At 75.8% G+C, this 14,518-nt stretch carries 15 protein-coding genes and 3 pseudogenes; 7 read left to right on the top strand and 11 right to left on the bottom strand.

The window, feature by feature from the left end; translation table 11 throughout:
• Positions 1 to 105 precede the first annotated feature (105 nt).
• Both ACIGAN_RS28965 and ACIGAN_RS28960 read right to left on the bottom strand, forming a co-directional pair.
• Positions 106 to 645: a hypothetical protein gene (locus ACIGAN_RS28965; protein ID WP_365098352.1), complete on the bottom strand. Its 540-nt coding sequence runs from the start codon at positions 643 to 645 to the stop codon at positions 106 to 108.
• A 189-nt stretch (positions 646 to 834) separates the two neighbouring features.
• Positions 835 to 1,812 (bottom strand): fibronectin type III domain-containing protein, encoded by a 978-nt coding sequence (locus ACIGAN_RS28960; RefSeq protein ID WP_399862004.1) that lies wholly within the window; start codon positions 1,810 to 1,812, stop codon positions 835 to 837.
• 398 nt (positions 1,813 to 2,210) lie between these two features.
• Between ACIGAN_RS28960 and ACIGAN_RS28955 the strand changes: the two genes are divergently transcribed.
• Positions 2,211 to 2,909 (top strand): glycoside hydrolase family 75 protein, encoded by a 699-nt coding sequence (locus ACIGAN_RS28955; protein WP_399862002.1) that lies wholly within the window; start codon positions 2,211 to 2,213, stop codon positions 2,907 to 2,909.
• Positions 2,910 to 2,981: 72 nt separating this feature from the next.
• Here the strand turns inward: ACIGAN_RS28955 and ACIGAN_RS28950 are convergent, their stop codons facing one another.
• From ACIGAN_RS28950 to dhaK, 3 genes are read right to left on the bottom strand one after another with little or no spacing between them, the layout of a single operon-like run.
• Positions 2,982 to 3,392, bottom strand: coding sequence for a PTS-dependent dihydroxyacetone kinase phosphotransferase subunit DhaM (locus ACIGAN_RS28950; RefSeq protein ID WP_365740337.1), 411 nt, complete (start codon positions 3,390 to 3,392; stop codon positions 2,982 to 2,984).
• Complete coding sequence (gene dhaL, locus ACIGAN_RS28945; protein ID WP_399862000.1) at positions 3,385 to 3,984, bottom strand: dihydroxyacetone kinase subunit DhaL; 600 nt, start codon at positions 3,982 to 3,984, stop codon at positions 3,385 to 3,387. The genes ACIGAN_RS28950 and dhaL overlap by 8 nt, the downstream gene beginning before the upstream one ends.
• Before the next feature lie 46 nt (positions 3,985 to 4,030).
• Complete coding sequence (dhaK, locus tag ACIGAN_RS28940; RefSeq protein ID WP_365098342.1) at positions 4,031 to 5,023, bottom strand: dihydroxyacetone kinase subunit DhaK; 993 nt, start codon at positions 5,021 to 5,023, stop codon at positions 4,031 to 4,033.
• 112 nt (positions 5,024 to 5,135) lie between these two features.
• Between dhaK and ACIGAN_RS28935 the strand changes: the two genes are divergently transcribed.
• A complete protein-coding gene (locus ACIGAN_RS28935) occupies positions 5,136 to 6,038 on the top strand; it encodes a bifunctional helix-turn-helix transcriptional regulator/GNAT family N-acetyltransferase (protein ID WP_399861998.1) in 903 nt (300 codons plus the stop codon).
• 31 nt (positions 6,039 to 6,069) lie between these two features.
• Here the strand turns inward: ACIGAN_RS28935 and ACIGAN_RS28930 are convergent.
• Positions 6,070 to 6,741: pseudogene (locus tag ACIGAN_RS28930) on the bottom strand (hypothetical protein); the annotation flags it as partial.
• Positions 6,742 to 6,743: 2 nt separating this feature from the next.
• Positions 6,744 to 6,947 (bottom strand): annotated as a pseudogene (locus ACIGAN_RS28925) (glycosyltransferase); the annotation flags it as partial.
• Between the two features lie 122 nt (positions 6,948 to 7,069).
• On the opposite strand from ACIGAN_RS28925, the gene ACIGAN_RS28920 reads away from it, so the two are divergent.
• Both ACIGAN_RS28920 and ACIGAN_RS28915 read left to right on the top strand, forming a co-directional pair.
• Entirely contained in the window at positions 7,070 to 7,801 is a 732-nt protein-coding gene (locus ACIGAN_RS28920; RefSeq protein ID WP_399861996.1) for a response regulator transcription factor, read from the top strand.
• Complete coding sequence (locus ACIGAN_RS28915) at positions 7,798 to 8,910, top strand: sensor histidine kinase (protein WP_399861994.1); 1,113 nt, start codon at positions 7,798 to 7,800, stop codon at positions 8,908 to 8,910. The genes ACIGAN_RS28920 and ACIGAN_RS28915 overlap by 4 nt, the downstream gene beginning before the upstream one ends.
• 204 nt (positions 8,911 to 9,114) lie before the next feature.
• On the opposite strand, the pseudogene ACIGAN_RS28910 reads toward ACIGAN_RS28915, so the two are convergent.
• The 4 genes and pseudogenes from ACIGAN_RS28910 to ACIGAN_RS28895 form a co-directional block, all read right to left on the bottom strand.
• A pseudogene (locus tag ACIGAN_RS28910) lies at positions 9,115 to 10,115 on the bottom strand (NAD-dependent epimerase/dehydratase family protein).
• 100 nt (positions 10,116 to 10,215) lie between these two features.
• A complete protein-coding gene (locus tag ACIGAN_RS28905; protein WP_399861992.1) occupies positions 10,216 to 10,590 on the bottom strand; it encodes a fluoride efflux transporter FluC in 375 nt (124 codons plus the stop codon).
• Complete coding sequence (locus tag ACIGAN_RS28900; RefSeq protein ID WP_399861990.1) at positions 10,587 to 11,087, bottom strand: fluoride efflux transporter FluC; 501 nt, start codon at positions 11,085 to 11,087, stop codon at positions 10,587 to 10,589. Before ACIGAN_RS28900 ends, ACIGAN_RS28905 begins: the two co-directional genes overlap by 4 nt.
• Before the next feature lie 330 nt (positions 11,088 to 11,417).
• A complete protein-coding gene (locus ACIGAN_RS28895; RefSeq protein ID WP_399861988.1) occupies positions 11,418 to 12,011 on the bottom strand; it encodes a hypothetical protein in 594 nt (197 codons plus the stop codon).
• A gap of 127 nt (positions 12,012 to 12,138) precedes the next feature.
• On the opposite strand from ACIGAN_RS28895, the gene ACIGAN_RS28890 reads away from it, so the two are divergent.
• From ACIGAN_RS28890 to ACIGAN_RS28880, 3 genes are all read left to right on the top strand, one after another.
• Positions 12,139 to 12,735, top strand: a complete 597-nt coding sequence (locus ACIGAN_RS28890; protein WP_399861986.1) for a TetR/AcrR family transcriptional regulator — start codon at positions 12,139 to 12,141, stop codon at positions 12,733 to 12,735.
• A gap of 147 nt (positions 12,736 to 12,882) precedes the next feature.
• Entirely contained in the window at positions 12,883 to 13,557 is a 675-nt protein-coding gene (locus tag ACIGAN_RS28885) for a helix-turn-helix domain-containing protein (RefSeq protein ID WP_365744549.1), read from the top strand.
• A 338-nt stretch (positions 13,558 to 13,895) separates the two neighbouring features.
• The gene (locus tag ACIGAN_RS28880; RefSeq protein WP_399861984.1) at positions 13,896 to 14,495 is read left to right on the top strand and encodes an Rv1733c family protein; all 600 of its coding nucleotides are present in this window, start codon (positions 13,896 to 13,898) and stop codon (positions 14,493 to 14,495) included.
• Positions 14,496 to 14,518: the final 23 nt, after the last annotated feature.

The following is a 14,518-nucleotide window of genomic DNA, read 5'->3' as shown; positions in this document are numbered from 1 at the left end:
CCACCGGTGACCGACAACCGGCGACCGGTGACGCGGCGAGCGGGACATGACGGCGGCCCGCCCGGCCGGAGCGCTTCGACCGGGCGGGCCACCGTCCGCACCGGATCAGAGCCGGTGCGGCCTGTTGCGCCGGCGCAGGTACCAGGCCGTCGCGAGGAGACCGGAACCGACCAGCGTGCCGCCCGCCACCAGCGTGACGGTCCCGTAGTCCGTCGACGACCCGCCGACCCCGCCCATGACGCCGCGGGACGGCGACACCGAGGGGGACGCGGTCCGCGTGGGGGTGGCGGCGGGGGAGACGACGACGGACTGCGTGCCCGCGGTGGTGCCGTCCGAGCAGATGACGATGACGGTGTACGTGCCCGCCGTGACGCCGGACCAGGCGGCGGACTGGCTGGTCGACGTGCCCGACAGGGTCACCTGCCGCCCCTGCGCGAAACTGCCCTGACTGCTGGTGAGGAGCGAGGCGGTGCCCCAGCTGCCGTTGATCTGGGTGCACGAACTGGTCGTGACCGACACCGTGGAACCCGTGGTGCTCACGGAGATGCCCGGGCCCGCCGACGCCGGCACCGCCGCCAGAGCGAGGGGCAGCGCGGCGGCGGCCACGGTCAGGCCGGAGCGGGAGACTATCGATGAGTTGCGCATGTGGACTGCCCTCCGGCGGCACGGTCGGCGGTACATCCCTAGCGCCGCCGAGGGTCGGGAACGCCCGTGCTGCCTCAGGGTCAGCCAAAGCGCCACGGGTCCCCGCCGCACGCCGGACGCCGCCGTGCAGGTGACGCCGTCCCGCCCGGGGCCCGTGCCCCCGCCCCGGGCCCGTGTCCCCGCCCCGGGTCAGCGCCCCGCGCCCGTCGTCACCGTCCGCTTCGCCGAGAAGCCGCCCCAGGTGCCGTCCGGCAGCATCGCCCGGATGCGGACGCGATGGGTGACCCCGCTGTCCCGCCCCACGTAGAAGCTGTACGTCGCCCGGCCGCGGGGCGGGTTCCCGCCGAACACGAGGGACGTGGCCGCCCGGCCGTCCAGCTCGACCTGGTACTGGGTGACCACGCCGTCCACCCGGGGCGGCACCCAGCTCAGGTCGATGTGGTAGGCCCCGTCCGCGTGGCGGCTGGTCGCCCGGAAACCGGTGGGCGCCGTGGCGCGGCCGTCGTCGCGGCCCGGGGTGGTGAGGCGGACGGCGGCACTGGCGGGGGAGGCGTTGCCGGCCGCGTCCCGGGCCCGGACGGTGAACACATAGGCCGTGCCGGGCCGCAGCCCCGTGACGACGGTGGCCGTCTGGTCCCCGCCCACACTGTGGATCTTCGTGCCCCCCTGGTGGATGTCGTACGACACCACGTCCCGGTCGTCCGTCGAGGCGGACCACGACAGCTGGGCGGCCCGGCTCCCGGCCGGGCGCCCGCGGGGCGCCGTGGGACGGGTCGGCGCCGAGCGGTCGTCCGCGGCTGCCGCCGGTGTCCTCGCCCGCACCTCCCGGCTGGGCGGCCCGAGCCGCCCGTCGGCGTCCCGCGCCCGCACCGTGAAGACGTACAGCGTGGACGGCCGCAGCCTGGTGACATCCACCATGTGCTGCGAGCCCGGCACCTCCTTGACCTTCGTGGTGCCGCGATACACCTCGTAACGGTCCGCCCGCTCGGTCGCGTTCCACATGACGTGCACGCTGGAGGCGCTGCCCGCGGCCGCGGTGACGCCGGACGGGGCGCCGGGCGGGGCGCCGGCGTCGCCCTCGCCGGTACCGGCCCAGCCGCAGGAGACGAGGAGCGCGGCCGTCGCGCCGAGGGCTGCGCAGCGTCGGAGAAGGACAAGGGGTCGCACGAGACAGCCTCCCGGGGCGGCACTCGGGAACGGTCCGTAATGGTCCGGACCAATATGGCGTGAGTGACGCGATCACATCAAGAGGGCGGGTGGGAGCGGCGCCGCCGGGCCGGGGCGTGCGCGACCACCCGGCGCGGTTTCGTATGCTGAAGGTCCTCACGGCCGAACACCTGGCGGACACCAGGGAGTTCGGGCCTGTCGCGCGGACCGCTGTCGTCGCAGATGCCGCGTTGGCGCCGGTGGCCGGGCGGCCCGGGTCTCACACGGACTCAGGCCCCCGGCCCCTCCGGCCGGTTGAGCGCGTGCACCGTCCGGCCCCCCAGCAGTGGCCCGCCGGCCGCACCGGGGCCAGATTGGGCCGAGTGCCCGTCAGGTCCCCGAGGAGAGGCTCCCGTACCGTGCGTGTCCAGTCGCTCTCGCTGGCCGCGGCCAGCGCCGCCCTGCTCGCCCCCACGACAGCCCCCACCCCGCCGCCGGCCCCGCACGGCGACCGGCCCGCGGTGACGCGCGAGGGCACGGTGACCGCCGCCGACCTGCTGGCCGAGGTGCGCGACTGCGCTGTCGTCTCGCGCGGCCGCTACCGCAGCGACCACGGAGCCCCCGCCACCATCCCGGTCTGCGGCACCGGCGACGCCGTGTACTGGAAGGCCGACATGGACATCGACTGCGACGGCCGTCCCGGCCCCCGCTGCAACCGCCGCACCGACCCCTACTTCGCCCCCAGCACCGCCTTCGCGCAGTCCGACGGCCGGCCCCTGAGCGCCGAGCGCCTGCCGTTCATCGTCGTGCCCGCGCCGAGCCGTGTCTGGGACTACCGGGACCACGGCGTCCGCGGAGGATCCGTCGTGGCCGTGGTCCACCGGGACCGGGTGCAGTACGCGGTGGTCGGCGACACCGGCCCGCAGCACATCATCGGCGAGGCGTCCTACGCCACCGCCGAGGCCCTCGGCATCCGCCCGGACCCGCACGGCGGCGGCGTGCCCTCGGGCGTCACCTACATCGTCTTCAAGAACACCCGCGTGTCCCCCATCGAGGACCACGCGGCCGCCGTGGCGGTGGGGGAGCGTGCGGCCAGGCGGTTCGTGGGCGCCCGCTGAGAGGTGACCGGGCGTCGGGGAGACGCCCGGCCGGGCCCCGCGGCGTCCGGCGGACCCGGCCGGGCCCCGTCCTCACACCTTGCGGTACGTGTACGCCTCCGCGGCGGCCGCCTCCACCGCCGCCAGATCGGCCCCGGTGGAGGCCGTCACGACCGCGGCCACGGCTCCCTCCACGAACGGGGCGTCCACCAGCCGTGTGCCCTCGGGGAGTTCGTCGCCCTCCGCGAGCAGCGCCTTCACGGTCAGCACCGCGCTGCCCAGATCCGTCAGGACGGCGACGCCGGCCCCCCGGTCCACCGAGGCGGCCGCCGCGGCGATCAGCTCCGCGCTCGTGCCGAGCCCGCCGCCCTCCGTGCCGCCCGCCGGGGCGACCGGCACCGCCGTGCCGCCGCCCGCGAGCCCCTGCGCCAGCGCGGCGACCGAGGCGGCCACCTCCGCGCTGTGCGACACCAGCACGATGCCCACCAGCCGCTCGTCACTCACCGGCGGCCTCCGCGAGAGCGGCGATCAGCAGCGCCGACGACGTGGCGCCGGGGTCCTGGTGGCCGATGCTGCGCTCACCCAGGTAACTCGCCCGGCCCTTGCGCGCCTGCAGGGGCGTCGTCGCGACGGCGCCCTCCTCCGCGGCCGCGCGGGCGGCCGCGAACGACTCACCGAGCGCGTCCACCGCGGGCACCAGCGCGTCGATCATGGTCTTGTCACCCGGCGCGGCCCCGCCGAGCGTGCGGACCGCGTCCACCCCGGTCCGCAGCGCCTCGGCCAGCTGCTCCGCGCTGACCTCGGCCTCGTCCCCGAGCGCCTTGCCCGCCCGGCGCAGCAGCGTGCCGTAGAGCGGCCCGGAGGCGCCGCCGACCGTGGAGATGAGCCGGCGTCCGGCCAGCGTCAGGACCCCGCCGGGCGTGCCGGGGGCCTCCTTGTCCAGGGCGTCCTTCACCGCCTGGAACCCGCGCTGGAGGTTGCTGCCGTGGTCGGCGTCCCCGATGGGGGAGTCGAGGGCGGTGAGCCGTTCCGCCTCGCGGTCGACCAACGCGGCGGTCGCCGTCATCCAACGGCGGAAGAAATCGGCGTCGAGCACTGGATCTCCTTGCCTGGTAGGTACGTGGTCCGCCATCCCCGGTCCGTCACACGCCCCAGCGCAGGCCCGGCGTCTTCACCGGCGCGTCCCACAGCCGCAGCAGCTCCTCGTCGACCTGGCACAGGGTGAGCGAGGCGCCCGCCATGTCGAGGGAGGTGACGTAGTTGCCGACCAGGACGCGGGCCACGGCGATGCCGCGCTCCGCGAGCACCCGGTGCACCTCGGCGTTGAACCCGTACAGCTCCAGCAGGGGCGTCGCGCCCATGCCGTTGACGAGCACCAGCACGGGGTTGCGCGGCCGCAAGTCCTCCACCACGGCCTCGACGGCGGCCTCGGCGATCTCGCCCGCGGTCATCATCGCCCGCCGCTCCCGGCCGGGCTCGCCGTGGATGCCGATGCCCAACTCCAGCTCACCCGGCGGCAGATCGAAGGTCGGGCTGCCCTTGGCCGGGGTGCTGCAGGCGCTCAGCGCGACACCGAAGCTGCGGGAGTTCTCGTTGACCTGCCGGGCGATGGCCTCCACCCGCTCCAGCGGCATGCCCTCCTCGGCGGCGGCGCCCGCGATCTTCTCCACGAAGAGCGTCGCGCCGGTGCCGCGCCGGCCCGCCGTGTAGAGACTGTCGGTCACCGCCACGTCATCGTTGACCAGGACCTTGGCGACCTGGATGCCCTCGTCCTCGGCCAGCTCGGCGGCCATGTCGAAGTTGAGGACGTCACCGGTGTAGTTCTTCACGATGAACAGCACCCCGGCCCCGCTGTCCACGGCGGCCGCCGCGCGCAGCATCTGGTCGGGCACGGGAGACGTGAACACCTCACCCGGGCAGGCCGCGGACAGCATGCCGGGACCGACGAATCCGCCGTGCAGCGGCTCGTGCCCCGACCCTCCGCCCGAGACCAGCCCCACTTTCCCGGGGACAGGAGCGTCCCGTCGCACGATCACCCGGTTCTCCACGTCCACGGTCAGGTCCGGGTGCGCCGCCGCCAGGCCGCGCAGCGCGTCCGCGACCACGGTCTCCGGGACGTTGATCAGCATCTTCACGGGTACCTCCTGGTGAGAGCAGGTGTGCCTCGACTCATCCTTGCACGCATGCCCGGAGGCGTCCCCCGGCACCGCGTTGCCGCGGCCGTCATCGTCTGACTGAGGTCAGACGATGACGGCGGAGCACGTGGCACAGGTACGGCGGTTCAACCGCACGGTCGCCGAGCGGGTGGGCGTGCTGCACGAGCACTACCTGGGCGCCGCGCGCCCCTACGGGCAGGCCCGGCTGCTCTGGCAGATCGGCGACGGGCGCACCCACGACGTCCGCGGCCTCCGCGACCGGCTCGGCCTCGACTCCGGTTACGTGAGCCGCCTGCTGCGGGCCCTCGAACGCGACGGTCTCGTCGTCGTCGAGCCGCACCCGCGCGACCGGCGGGTGCGCACCGTGCGGCTCACCGGCGCCGGACGCGCGGAGCGCGCCCTCCTCGACGCGCGCAGCGACGCACTCGCCGCCTCGCTGCTCGCCCCGCTCGACGCCCGGCAGCGGGACCGGCTGGCCTCCGCCATGGCCACGGTCGAGCGGCTGCTGACCGCAGCGGTCGTCTCCCTGGAGGTCCTCGACCCCGGCCACCCGGACGCCGCGCACTGCCTGCGCGCCTACGCCGCCGAGCTGGCGCGGCTCTTCGACGGAGGTTTCGACCCTGCCCGGAGCCTGCTGCCCGACCCGGGCGAACTGCGGCCGCCCCACGGCCTGTTCCTCGTCGCCCGGCTGCACGGCGAGCCGGTGGGGTGCGCCGGCCTGAAGCTGCCGGCCGGCGCCCCGGCCGAGATCAAACGGGTGTGGGTCCGCCCCGACACACGGGGCCTCGGCCTCGCCCGCCGCCTGCTGGCCGAACTGGAGGAACGCGCCGCCCGGCACGGCAGCGAGCTGGTACGGCTCGACACCAACAAGGCCCTGGAAGCGGCCACGCGCCTCTACCGCGACAGCGGCTACACCGAGGTCCCCGCCTTCAACGACGAGCCCTACGCCCACCACTGGTTCGAGAAGCGGCATACCGAGCGGCCGGAGCGGTGAACGGGCCGCTCCCAGAACCACCGTCGCGCCCTCACCACCCGGTGCGCAGCAGATGCTCCAGGAGCAGCGCGAGCAGGGCCTGCGCCACGAGCCAGGCGCGGGGACGGGGCAGGAGCGCGCAGGCCGGGACCAGCCACAGCACGAAGGGCAGCCAGATGCGTTCCGTCTCCGCCGTGCTCATGTCGGACAGGTCCGCCACCAGCAGGGCGGCGAAGGCGGCCGACACCAGGACGGCGAGGCGTGCCGCCGCACCGCCGGCCCGGCCGGGCAGCGCACCCCGGGGCCGCCGCCGGAACAGCACGGCGGCCGTGCGCCGCAGGCCCGCCACGGTGGCCGGGCCGGTGACGAGCACCGTGCAGGCCAGGTTCGCCCACACCCAGTAGCCGTACGGGCGGACGCCGCCCGCGCCCTGGTGGTAGCGCGTGACCAGCAGCCGGTAGGCCTCCCACCAGTCGAACCCGGCGACGGTGAACGCCGCGGGCACCACCGCCACTCCGGCGATCAGCGGCAGCAGCACCGGACGCTCCCGGATCCCCGGCCGCCCGAGCAGCAGCACCGCGGCCGCGATCAACGCGACGAGCGTGAGGCCGTACGACAGGTAGCAGGTCAGCCCGAACAGCACCCCGGACGCCCCCGCCCACCCCGGGGAGCGCCCGGTGACCGCCAGCGCCAGCAGCGCCACCGCCCACGCCGCCACAGCCGCGAGCAGGCGGCGCCGAAGCCGCGCCGGGGCTCGGCCACGACCGTCGCCCCGAGCGCGCGGGCGACCTGGGCCGAGCCGTCGGTGGAACCGTTGTCGACGACGAGTGCGCGCCAGCCCTCCGGGATCCGGCCGAGCACCCAGGGCAGGGCCTCGGCCTCGTTCAGGCAGGGCAGCACCACGTCGACGTCCGAAGGTGTCGTCGTCACGGTTTCACCCTACGAACGCGAAACGGGCACAACGGACGACCGCTCCTTACGAAACCCGGACGTCGAAGGCCCGGGCGCCGCCCGGTGCCCCGCCGGCGGCGGCGCGGTGCCAGGCTGGGGGCATGCAGCAGCCGTACGAGCCCGCAGGGGCGGGCGAGGGGTCCTCGCGGATCCTCGTCGTGGACGACGATCCGACCGTCGCCGAGGTCGTCGCCGGATACCTGGACCGCGCCGGCTACGTGGTCGACCGCGCCGAAGACGGTCCGACCGCCCTCGCCCGTGCCGCCGCGCACCGGCCCGACCTGGTCGTGCTCGACCTCATGCTGCCGGGCATGGACGGCCTGGAGGTGTGCCGGCGCATCCGCGGGCAGGGTCCCGTGCCGGTCATCATGCTCACCGCGCGCGGCGACGAGGACCACCGCATCCTGGGCCTGGAGGTCGGCGCCGACGACTACGTCACCAAGCCCTTCAGCCCGCGCGAACTCGTCCTGCGCGTGGAGTCCGTGCTGCGCCGCAGCAGGCCCGCCGCCCCGGCGCAGCCGCTCACGGCGGATGGTCTGACCGTCGACCCGACGGCCCGCCGCGCCACCAAGAACGGTGGCGAACTGGCGCTGACGCTCCGGGAGTTCGATCTGCTGTCCTTCTTCCTGCGTCATCCGGGGCGGGCGTTCGGGCGTGAGGACCTGATGCGCGAGGTGTGGGGCTGGGACTTCGGCGACCTGTCGACCGTCACGGTCCACGTGCGCCGTCTGCGCGGCAAGGTCGAGGACGACCCCGCCCGGCCCCGTCTGATCCGGACCGTGTGGGGCGTGGGCTACCGCTTCGACCCGTCCGGCGCGGAGGACGGGTCGTGAACGACACCCTGCTGATCGCCCTGTACGCCTTCGCCGGGGCCGCCGTCACCGGGCTGGCCGGCGCGGGGCTGCTGCGCCTGATCCGGCACCGGTCGCTGACCGCCTCGCTCACCGTGGTCGCGGCGGTCGGGGTCGTCGCGATGCTCGCCGGCACGCTCGCCGTCGCCTGGGCGATGTTCCTGTCCCCGCACGACCTGAGCGTCGTGACGACCGTGGTCGCCATGGCGGCCGCCGTCTCCCTGGCCACCGCGCTGCTGCTGGGCCGCTGGGTCGTCGCCCGCAGCCGCGCGCTGGCCGTGGCCGCGCGCTCCTTCGGCGACGGCGGGGACTTCACCGCACCCGACGGGCCGACGACCGCCGAACTGGAGTCCCTGAGCCGCGAACTGGCCGCCACCAGCGCCCGCCTGGCCGAGTCCCGGCAGCGGGAGCGGGCCCTGGAGACCTCCCGGCGCGAACTCGTCGCCTGGATCTCGCACGACCTGCGCACCCCGCTGGCCGGGCTGCGGGCCATGGCCGAGGCCCTGGAGGACGGCGTCGCCGCCGACCCCGACCGCTATCTGCGGCAGATGCGCACCGAGGTCGAACGGCTCGACGGCATGGTCGGCGACCTCTTCGAGCTCTCCCGCATCCACGCCGGCACGCTGCCGCTGGCGTCCACCCGGATGTCGCTGTACGACCTGGTCGGCGACGCGCTGGCGGGAGCCGACCCGCTCGCCCGGGAGCACGGGGTGCGCCTGGTGGGGGGCCGGATCGAGCCGGTGCCGGTGGAGGTGGACGGCAGGGAGATGAGCCGCGTCCTGGGCAACCTGCTGGTCAACGCCATCCGCCGGACCCCGGCCGACGGCACGGTCGCGATCGCCGCCGAGCGGTCCGCCGACGGCGTCGTGGTGTCGGTGTCGGACGGCTGCGGCGGCATCCCCGAGGAGGATCTGCCGCGCGTCTTCGACACCGGCTGGCGCGGCACCCACGCCCGTACGCCCCCGGCGGGCGCGGGCCTCGGCCTCGCCATCGTGCGCGGGATCGTGGAGGCCCACCAGGGCCGGGCCACCGTACGCAACATCCCCGGCGGCTGCCGCTTCGAGGTACTGCTGCCCACCGCCACCTCCTGACCCGGGCCGTGGCGGAGAAGGCCGCCCGACGACTCCCGGCGCCGGCACCCCGCCGCGCCACGGCACGCCGCGCCGCCGCCCGGGTGCCCGCCGCGCCGTTGCCCGGGTGCACGCCGTGCCGTTGCCCGGGTGCACGCCGTGCGGTGCGAAGTGCCGGTGCGCCTTCGAGTCGCGGCCCCCGCCCGCCCCCGCCCCGCCCGGCCGCTACGCCCCGCGCATCCCGGCCCGCGCGAACTCCGCCATGCCCGTGGCGAAGTCGACCTCCGGCCGCCATCCCAGCTCGCGCCGCAGCCGGGAGGAGTCGGCGGTGATGTGCCGTACGTCGCCGAGCCGGAACTCGCCAGTGACGGACGGCTCGGGGCCACCGCACGCGGCGGCCAGGGCCCGGGCCAGCTCGCCGACGGTGTGCGGTTCGCCGCTGCCGGTGTTGTACGCGGTGAGCAGCCCCGGCGCGGACGGGGCCTCCAGCGCCACCGCGCTGGCCGCCGCCACGTCCCGGACGTGCGCGAAGTCCCGCCGCTGGCGCCCGTCCTCGAAGACGCGCGGTGCCTCGTCCCGGGCGAGCGCCGAGCGGAAGAAGGAGGCGACACCCGCGTACGGGGTGTCGCGGGGCATCCCCGGCCCGTACACGTTGTGGTAGCGCAGCGACACGCCGAGCCTCCTGTGCAGCGGGCCCAGGCCGCGGCCAGGTGCTCCTGGGCGAGCTTGGTCGCCGCGTACACGTTGCGCGGGTCGGCCGGGGCGTCCTCGCCGACCGGACCGGGGGGTAGGTCCCGCCCGCACTCCGGGCAGGAGGGCTCGAACCGCCCCGCCTCCAGGTCGGCGACGCCCCGCGGCCCCGGCCGTACCGCCCCGTGGCGCGGGCACACGTACCGGCCCTCCCCGTAGACGACCATCGACCCGGCCGGCAGCAGACGCCCGACGCCGGCCTCCGCCATGGCGGCGAGCAGCACGGCCGTTCCCAGGTCGTTGCGCGAGACGTACGCGGCCGCGTCGGCGACCCCGTCCCCGAGCCCGACCATCGCGGCCTGATGGCACACGGCGTCCACCTCGGCCAGGGCGCCGCGCACCGCCCGCGGATCCCGCACGTCGCAGGCGGGATCCTGCCGCACGTCGAACACGACCGCCTCGTGCCCCCGCTGCCGCAGGGCGCCGACCACATGGGACCCGATGAACCCGGCACCGCCGGTGACCAGTACACGCATACGGTCACGCTAGGCACGCACCGCCCCCGAGCCCGGGGTCAGGCCCGTACGTCACGACTCCGTATGGCGGAACCGTACGCCGCCACGAGCCGGGGGCCGCCTACCCGAGCAGGGCTCGGGCCGCGGCTCCGCCGAGGAACGCGGCGGCCAGTCCGGCGACGACGCTGACGAGCACGTTGGCCGCGGCGATCCGCCCCGCGCCCCTCTCGGCCAGGGCGACGGTCTCGAAGGAGAACGTGGAGTAGGTGCTCAGCGTCGCGCACAGCCCGGGCCCGACCAGGTGGTACAGGGCGGGCGGCACGGTGGTGGCGGTCGCGGCACCGGTGAGAAAGCCGAGCACGGCACAGGCGGACAGGTTGACCACCAACGTCCCCCAGGGGAACAGCCCGTCGTGCCGGGCCCGGACGGCCCGGTCGGTCAGATAGCGCAGGGGCGCGCCGACCAGGGCACCGAGGACGACCATCAGCCAGTTCACGCCCGGCCCCCCGTCCGCGCCGGCCGCGGCAGGGCGAGCAACCGGGTGAGCGCGGCCCCGGCCCACACGGCGAACAGGGCGGCCGCGAGGGTGGCGGCGAGGTAGAGCAGGGCGGTTCCGGGCCGGTGGCCGGCGAAGAGACCGCGGGCGTCGACGGCGTAGGTGGAGAACGTCGTGTAGCCGCCGAGGACGCCCGTGCCGAGGAAGGGCCGCACGAGGGGGTGGGCGGTGGTGCGCTCGGTGATCAGCACCATCAGCACACCCATGGCGGCGCTGCCGGTGACGTTGATCCAGAAGGTCGTCCAGGGGAAGGTCCCCGGGACGGCCGGCCACAGCAGGGTGGCGCCGTAGCGGGCGCAGGCGCCGATCACGCCGCCGGCCATGACGGCGGCGAGCACCCCGGCCTGCCGGCCGGCGGCGACAGCTCGGCGGCCGGGACGTCGGGCGGTTTCGGGGCGGCCGGGACGTCCGGCGGCTTCGGGGCGGTCGGGCTGCACGGCGTTCAGGCTCCTACCTGATCGGCTCGGACCGCGTGCGGGCACGCGGAGGGGTCAGGTAGGGACCGTTGGCGGCCGGCACGACCGCGGTCGGGTACGGCGGGCCCCACCGCCGTGCTGCCACCCGGCCCGGGCCCCGCTGGGGTTCCGGCGCGGCGGCAGCGCGCCCATTTTACCGGCCGCCCCGGGGCGGCCGGTGGCCGGGTGCCGGGGCGCTTCAGGACACCGGTGTGCGGGCGCTGCGGCCCGGACCTGCGTGACGCCCGGCCCGCCCCCGGCCGGCCCAGGGACAGGACCAGAGGGCCGGAGGGTGGCCAGGCAGTCACGTGCTCAGACCGTGCCGCCCGCGGCCCCGTCGGCCCGGCCCAGGCGCAGCAGGCGGAGCGCGGAGGCGAGGAAGAAGACCCCGCCGAGGAAGGCGTAGCCGGCCAGGGCGGTGAGGGAGGCGTCCTCCTGCGCGGCCTGTGCGACGAAGGACCCGCCGGCGAGCGTGGAGATGGCGCCGCTGGCGATCATCGGCCACTGCCCGCCCATGCCGCGCCGCAGCACACCGACGATCAGCTGGACGAGCCCCGCGGTGATCGCCCAGGCGCCCCAGACGCGCAGCACGGCGGGGATGCCGGAGAAGCAGGCGGTCAGCAGCGCCGCGGTGGTGAGGGAGCTCAGCACGATGTTCGCCTGGAGTCCGCGCACCGGCCCCCCGCCCGGCCTGGCCGACCTCAGGTCGGCGACCGCGCAGGCCACGTCGAACAAGGGGTAGATCACCAGCAGTGTCGCGCTGAGGGGGCCCAGGGAGCGCGCGGAGCCGAACAGCAGGACGGCCCAGACGGCGGCGAAGGCGAACCGCAGCAGATACAGGCGGCGCAGTGCCGCGAGGGAGTCCGTCCCGGGAACGGTGACGGGAGTGACGACGGAGCCGCACATGGAGGGCCCCTTTCTCGGAAGAAGGCGGGGATGAGGGAGAACGTTCGGTCTTCCTGCATCAAAGGCGGCCGGGCGGCGTGCTGTCAAGACCGAACGTTCTCCCTCACCGGCTGGTACGGTGACGTCCATGAGCGCGCGCACAGAAGGCGGGAGCACCTCCGAGGCGCGGTCGCGGCTGCTCGGCACGGCGACCCGGATCTTCTACGCCGAGGGGATCCACTCCGTCGGCGTGGACCGGATCATCGCCGAGGCCCAGGTCACCCGCGCCACGCTGTACCGGCACTTCAAGGGCAAGGAGGAGCTGATCCTGGCCTACCTCCGCCAGGCCGACGAGGGCATCCAGGGGCAGGTGGCGGCCATCCGGGGGCAAGGCCTGCCGGCGGCCGACACGGTCCGCGCCGTCGGCCGGTTCATCACCGACGGCATCCGCTCCCCGGGTTTCCGCGGGTGCGCCTTCCTGAACGCGGCGGCCGAGTACCCCGACCCCGCGCACCCGGTCCACCAGGCCGTGCTGGCCCACCGGCAGTGGTTCCTGGAAACGGCCACGGACCTGCTGGCGCAGGCCGGCTGCGCGCCCCCCGACGCGGCGGGCCGCCACTTCGTCATGCTCCGGGACGGCGCCATGGCGGCCGGCTGCCTCTTCGACCCCGCGCTGATCTCCGAGACCTTCCTGCGCGGCGTCGACGACCTCCTGCGCACGGGCACGGCTCCCGCCCCACGCTAGGGCCTGTCGGCGTCCGGCCGGAACGGAGTCCTCCGGGGCAAGCGCGGAGCGCCGATCCGCGCGAAGCTGGAACCGAACCGCGGCGACACCGGGCGGAACGCCCACACCGGTGCGCTCAGGCGGCCCGACGAAAAAGAGGTGACTGCCATGACCGAAGGGGCCTCGTCCCATGCTGCGGGAGGCCGCACCCGAGGCGATCTCGGGCGGCGGATCACCCAGCGGCGCACGGAACTCGGCCTGTCCCGCCAGGAGACGGCCACGCGCGCCGGCATGGCACCGGCCTATCTCCAGTACCTGGAGGAGCGGCCGACCGCCGACCCGGGCGCCGGCACCCTGCTCCGGCTGGCCGGCGCGCTGCGGACCACCGTTTGGCATCTGACCGGGGGCGACACCGAGCTGCCGCCCGGACTCGGCCGCGCCGCCCGGACCCCCCGGTTCACGGAACTGACCGAGGCGGAGTGCCGCGCCCTGCTCGCCACGCACGGAGTGGGGCGGCTCGCCGTACCGGCGGACGCCGGGCCGCTCGTCGTGCCGGTCAACTACCAGGTCGCGGACGGCGCGATCGTCTTCCGCACCCAGCCCGGCGCCACGCCCGCCGAGGCGGACGGTCACCAGGTCGCCTTCGAGGTCGACCGCATCGACGAGGCGTTCAGCGAGGGCTGGAGCGTGCTGGTGCGCGGCCCCGCGCGGGCCGTGACCGACCCGGACGAGGCGTCCCGGCTCGACGAGCAGGCCTACACCACGCCCTGGGCGGGCGGCCCGCGCGACCTCTGGCTGCGCATCGAGCCCGTCGCCGTCACCGGGCGCCGGATCACGGTCTGACCGGACCGCCGACACCGCTCGCGACGACCGCCCTGAACGACGGGCGTGCCCCGCGTCCGCCCCCTGGCCGGGTTGCTCCGCGTCCGCCTGTTGGCCGGGTTGCTCCGCGTCCGCCTCTTGGCCGGGTTGCCCCGCGTCCGTCCCGTGGCCGGGTTGCCCCGCGTCCGCCCCCTGGCCGGGCTGCCCCGCGTCCGTCCCGCATCGACCCGTCTCTGGCGCGAGTCGCCCCGCGACCTCCCTATCGCCCCGCGCCCCCTCCGCGCCCTCCGCCCCGCACAGGAGGTCCATCCGGCCCGGGCGGCGCAGACTGGAAGCACTCCCGTGAGGGGGGAGGCGTGATGACGCAGACGCCACGCAGGAACGCGGCCCGGGTGCGGTGGTGGCGATGGCGGAGCAATCCGCTCCGCCGGCGCAGCGACCGCGTCGAGGCCTGGATCGTGCTCCTCAGTTGGTGCCTCGCCGTGCTGTGCGGGGCGCTCGCCGCCCCCGTGGCGGCCGGGGCCGTCCGCGACGCGCTCGCCGCCGAGCGCGCGCAGGCGCGTCCCGTGTCCGCCGTGCTGACCGAGCGGGCACCGAGAACCCCGCCCGCGACGTCGGACGGCTCGGGCGGCGACACCGTGTGGGCCACGGTGCGCTGGACGGCACCGGACGGCACTGGACGCACGGGACGGGCCGAGGCCGAGCCGGCCGCCGTGGCGGGAACGCGGGTGACGGTGTGGACCGACCGCGCCGGCGCGCTGGTCGAGGCGCCCCTCTCCGCGACGGAGGCGCAGTTCCAGGCGGTGGGCACCGGCGTCCTCGCCGGAGCCGGTGCCGCCGCGGCCGTCTGGGCCTGCGGACGGCTCGCGCGCCGGCGCCTCGACCGGCTGCGGCTGGAGCGGTGGGACGCGGAGTGGGCCCGGGTCGGGCCGCAGTGGAGGAGACGTATGACCGGCTGACCGGAACCGCCGTGGCTGCTGTG

The organism is Streptomyces sp. NPDC085931, from assembly GCF_044540565.1.
Lineage (GTDB): Bacteria > Actinomycetota > Actinomycetes > Streptomycetales > Streptomycetaceae > Streptomyces.
The sequence above is the reverse complement of the archived record's forward strand: the minus strand, read 5'-3'. Positions and strand labels throughout refer to the sequence as shown.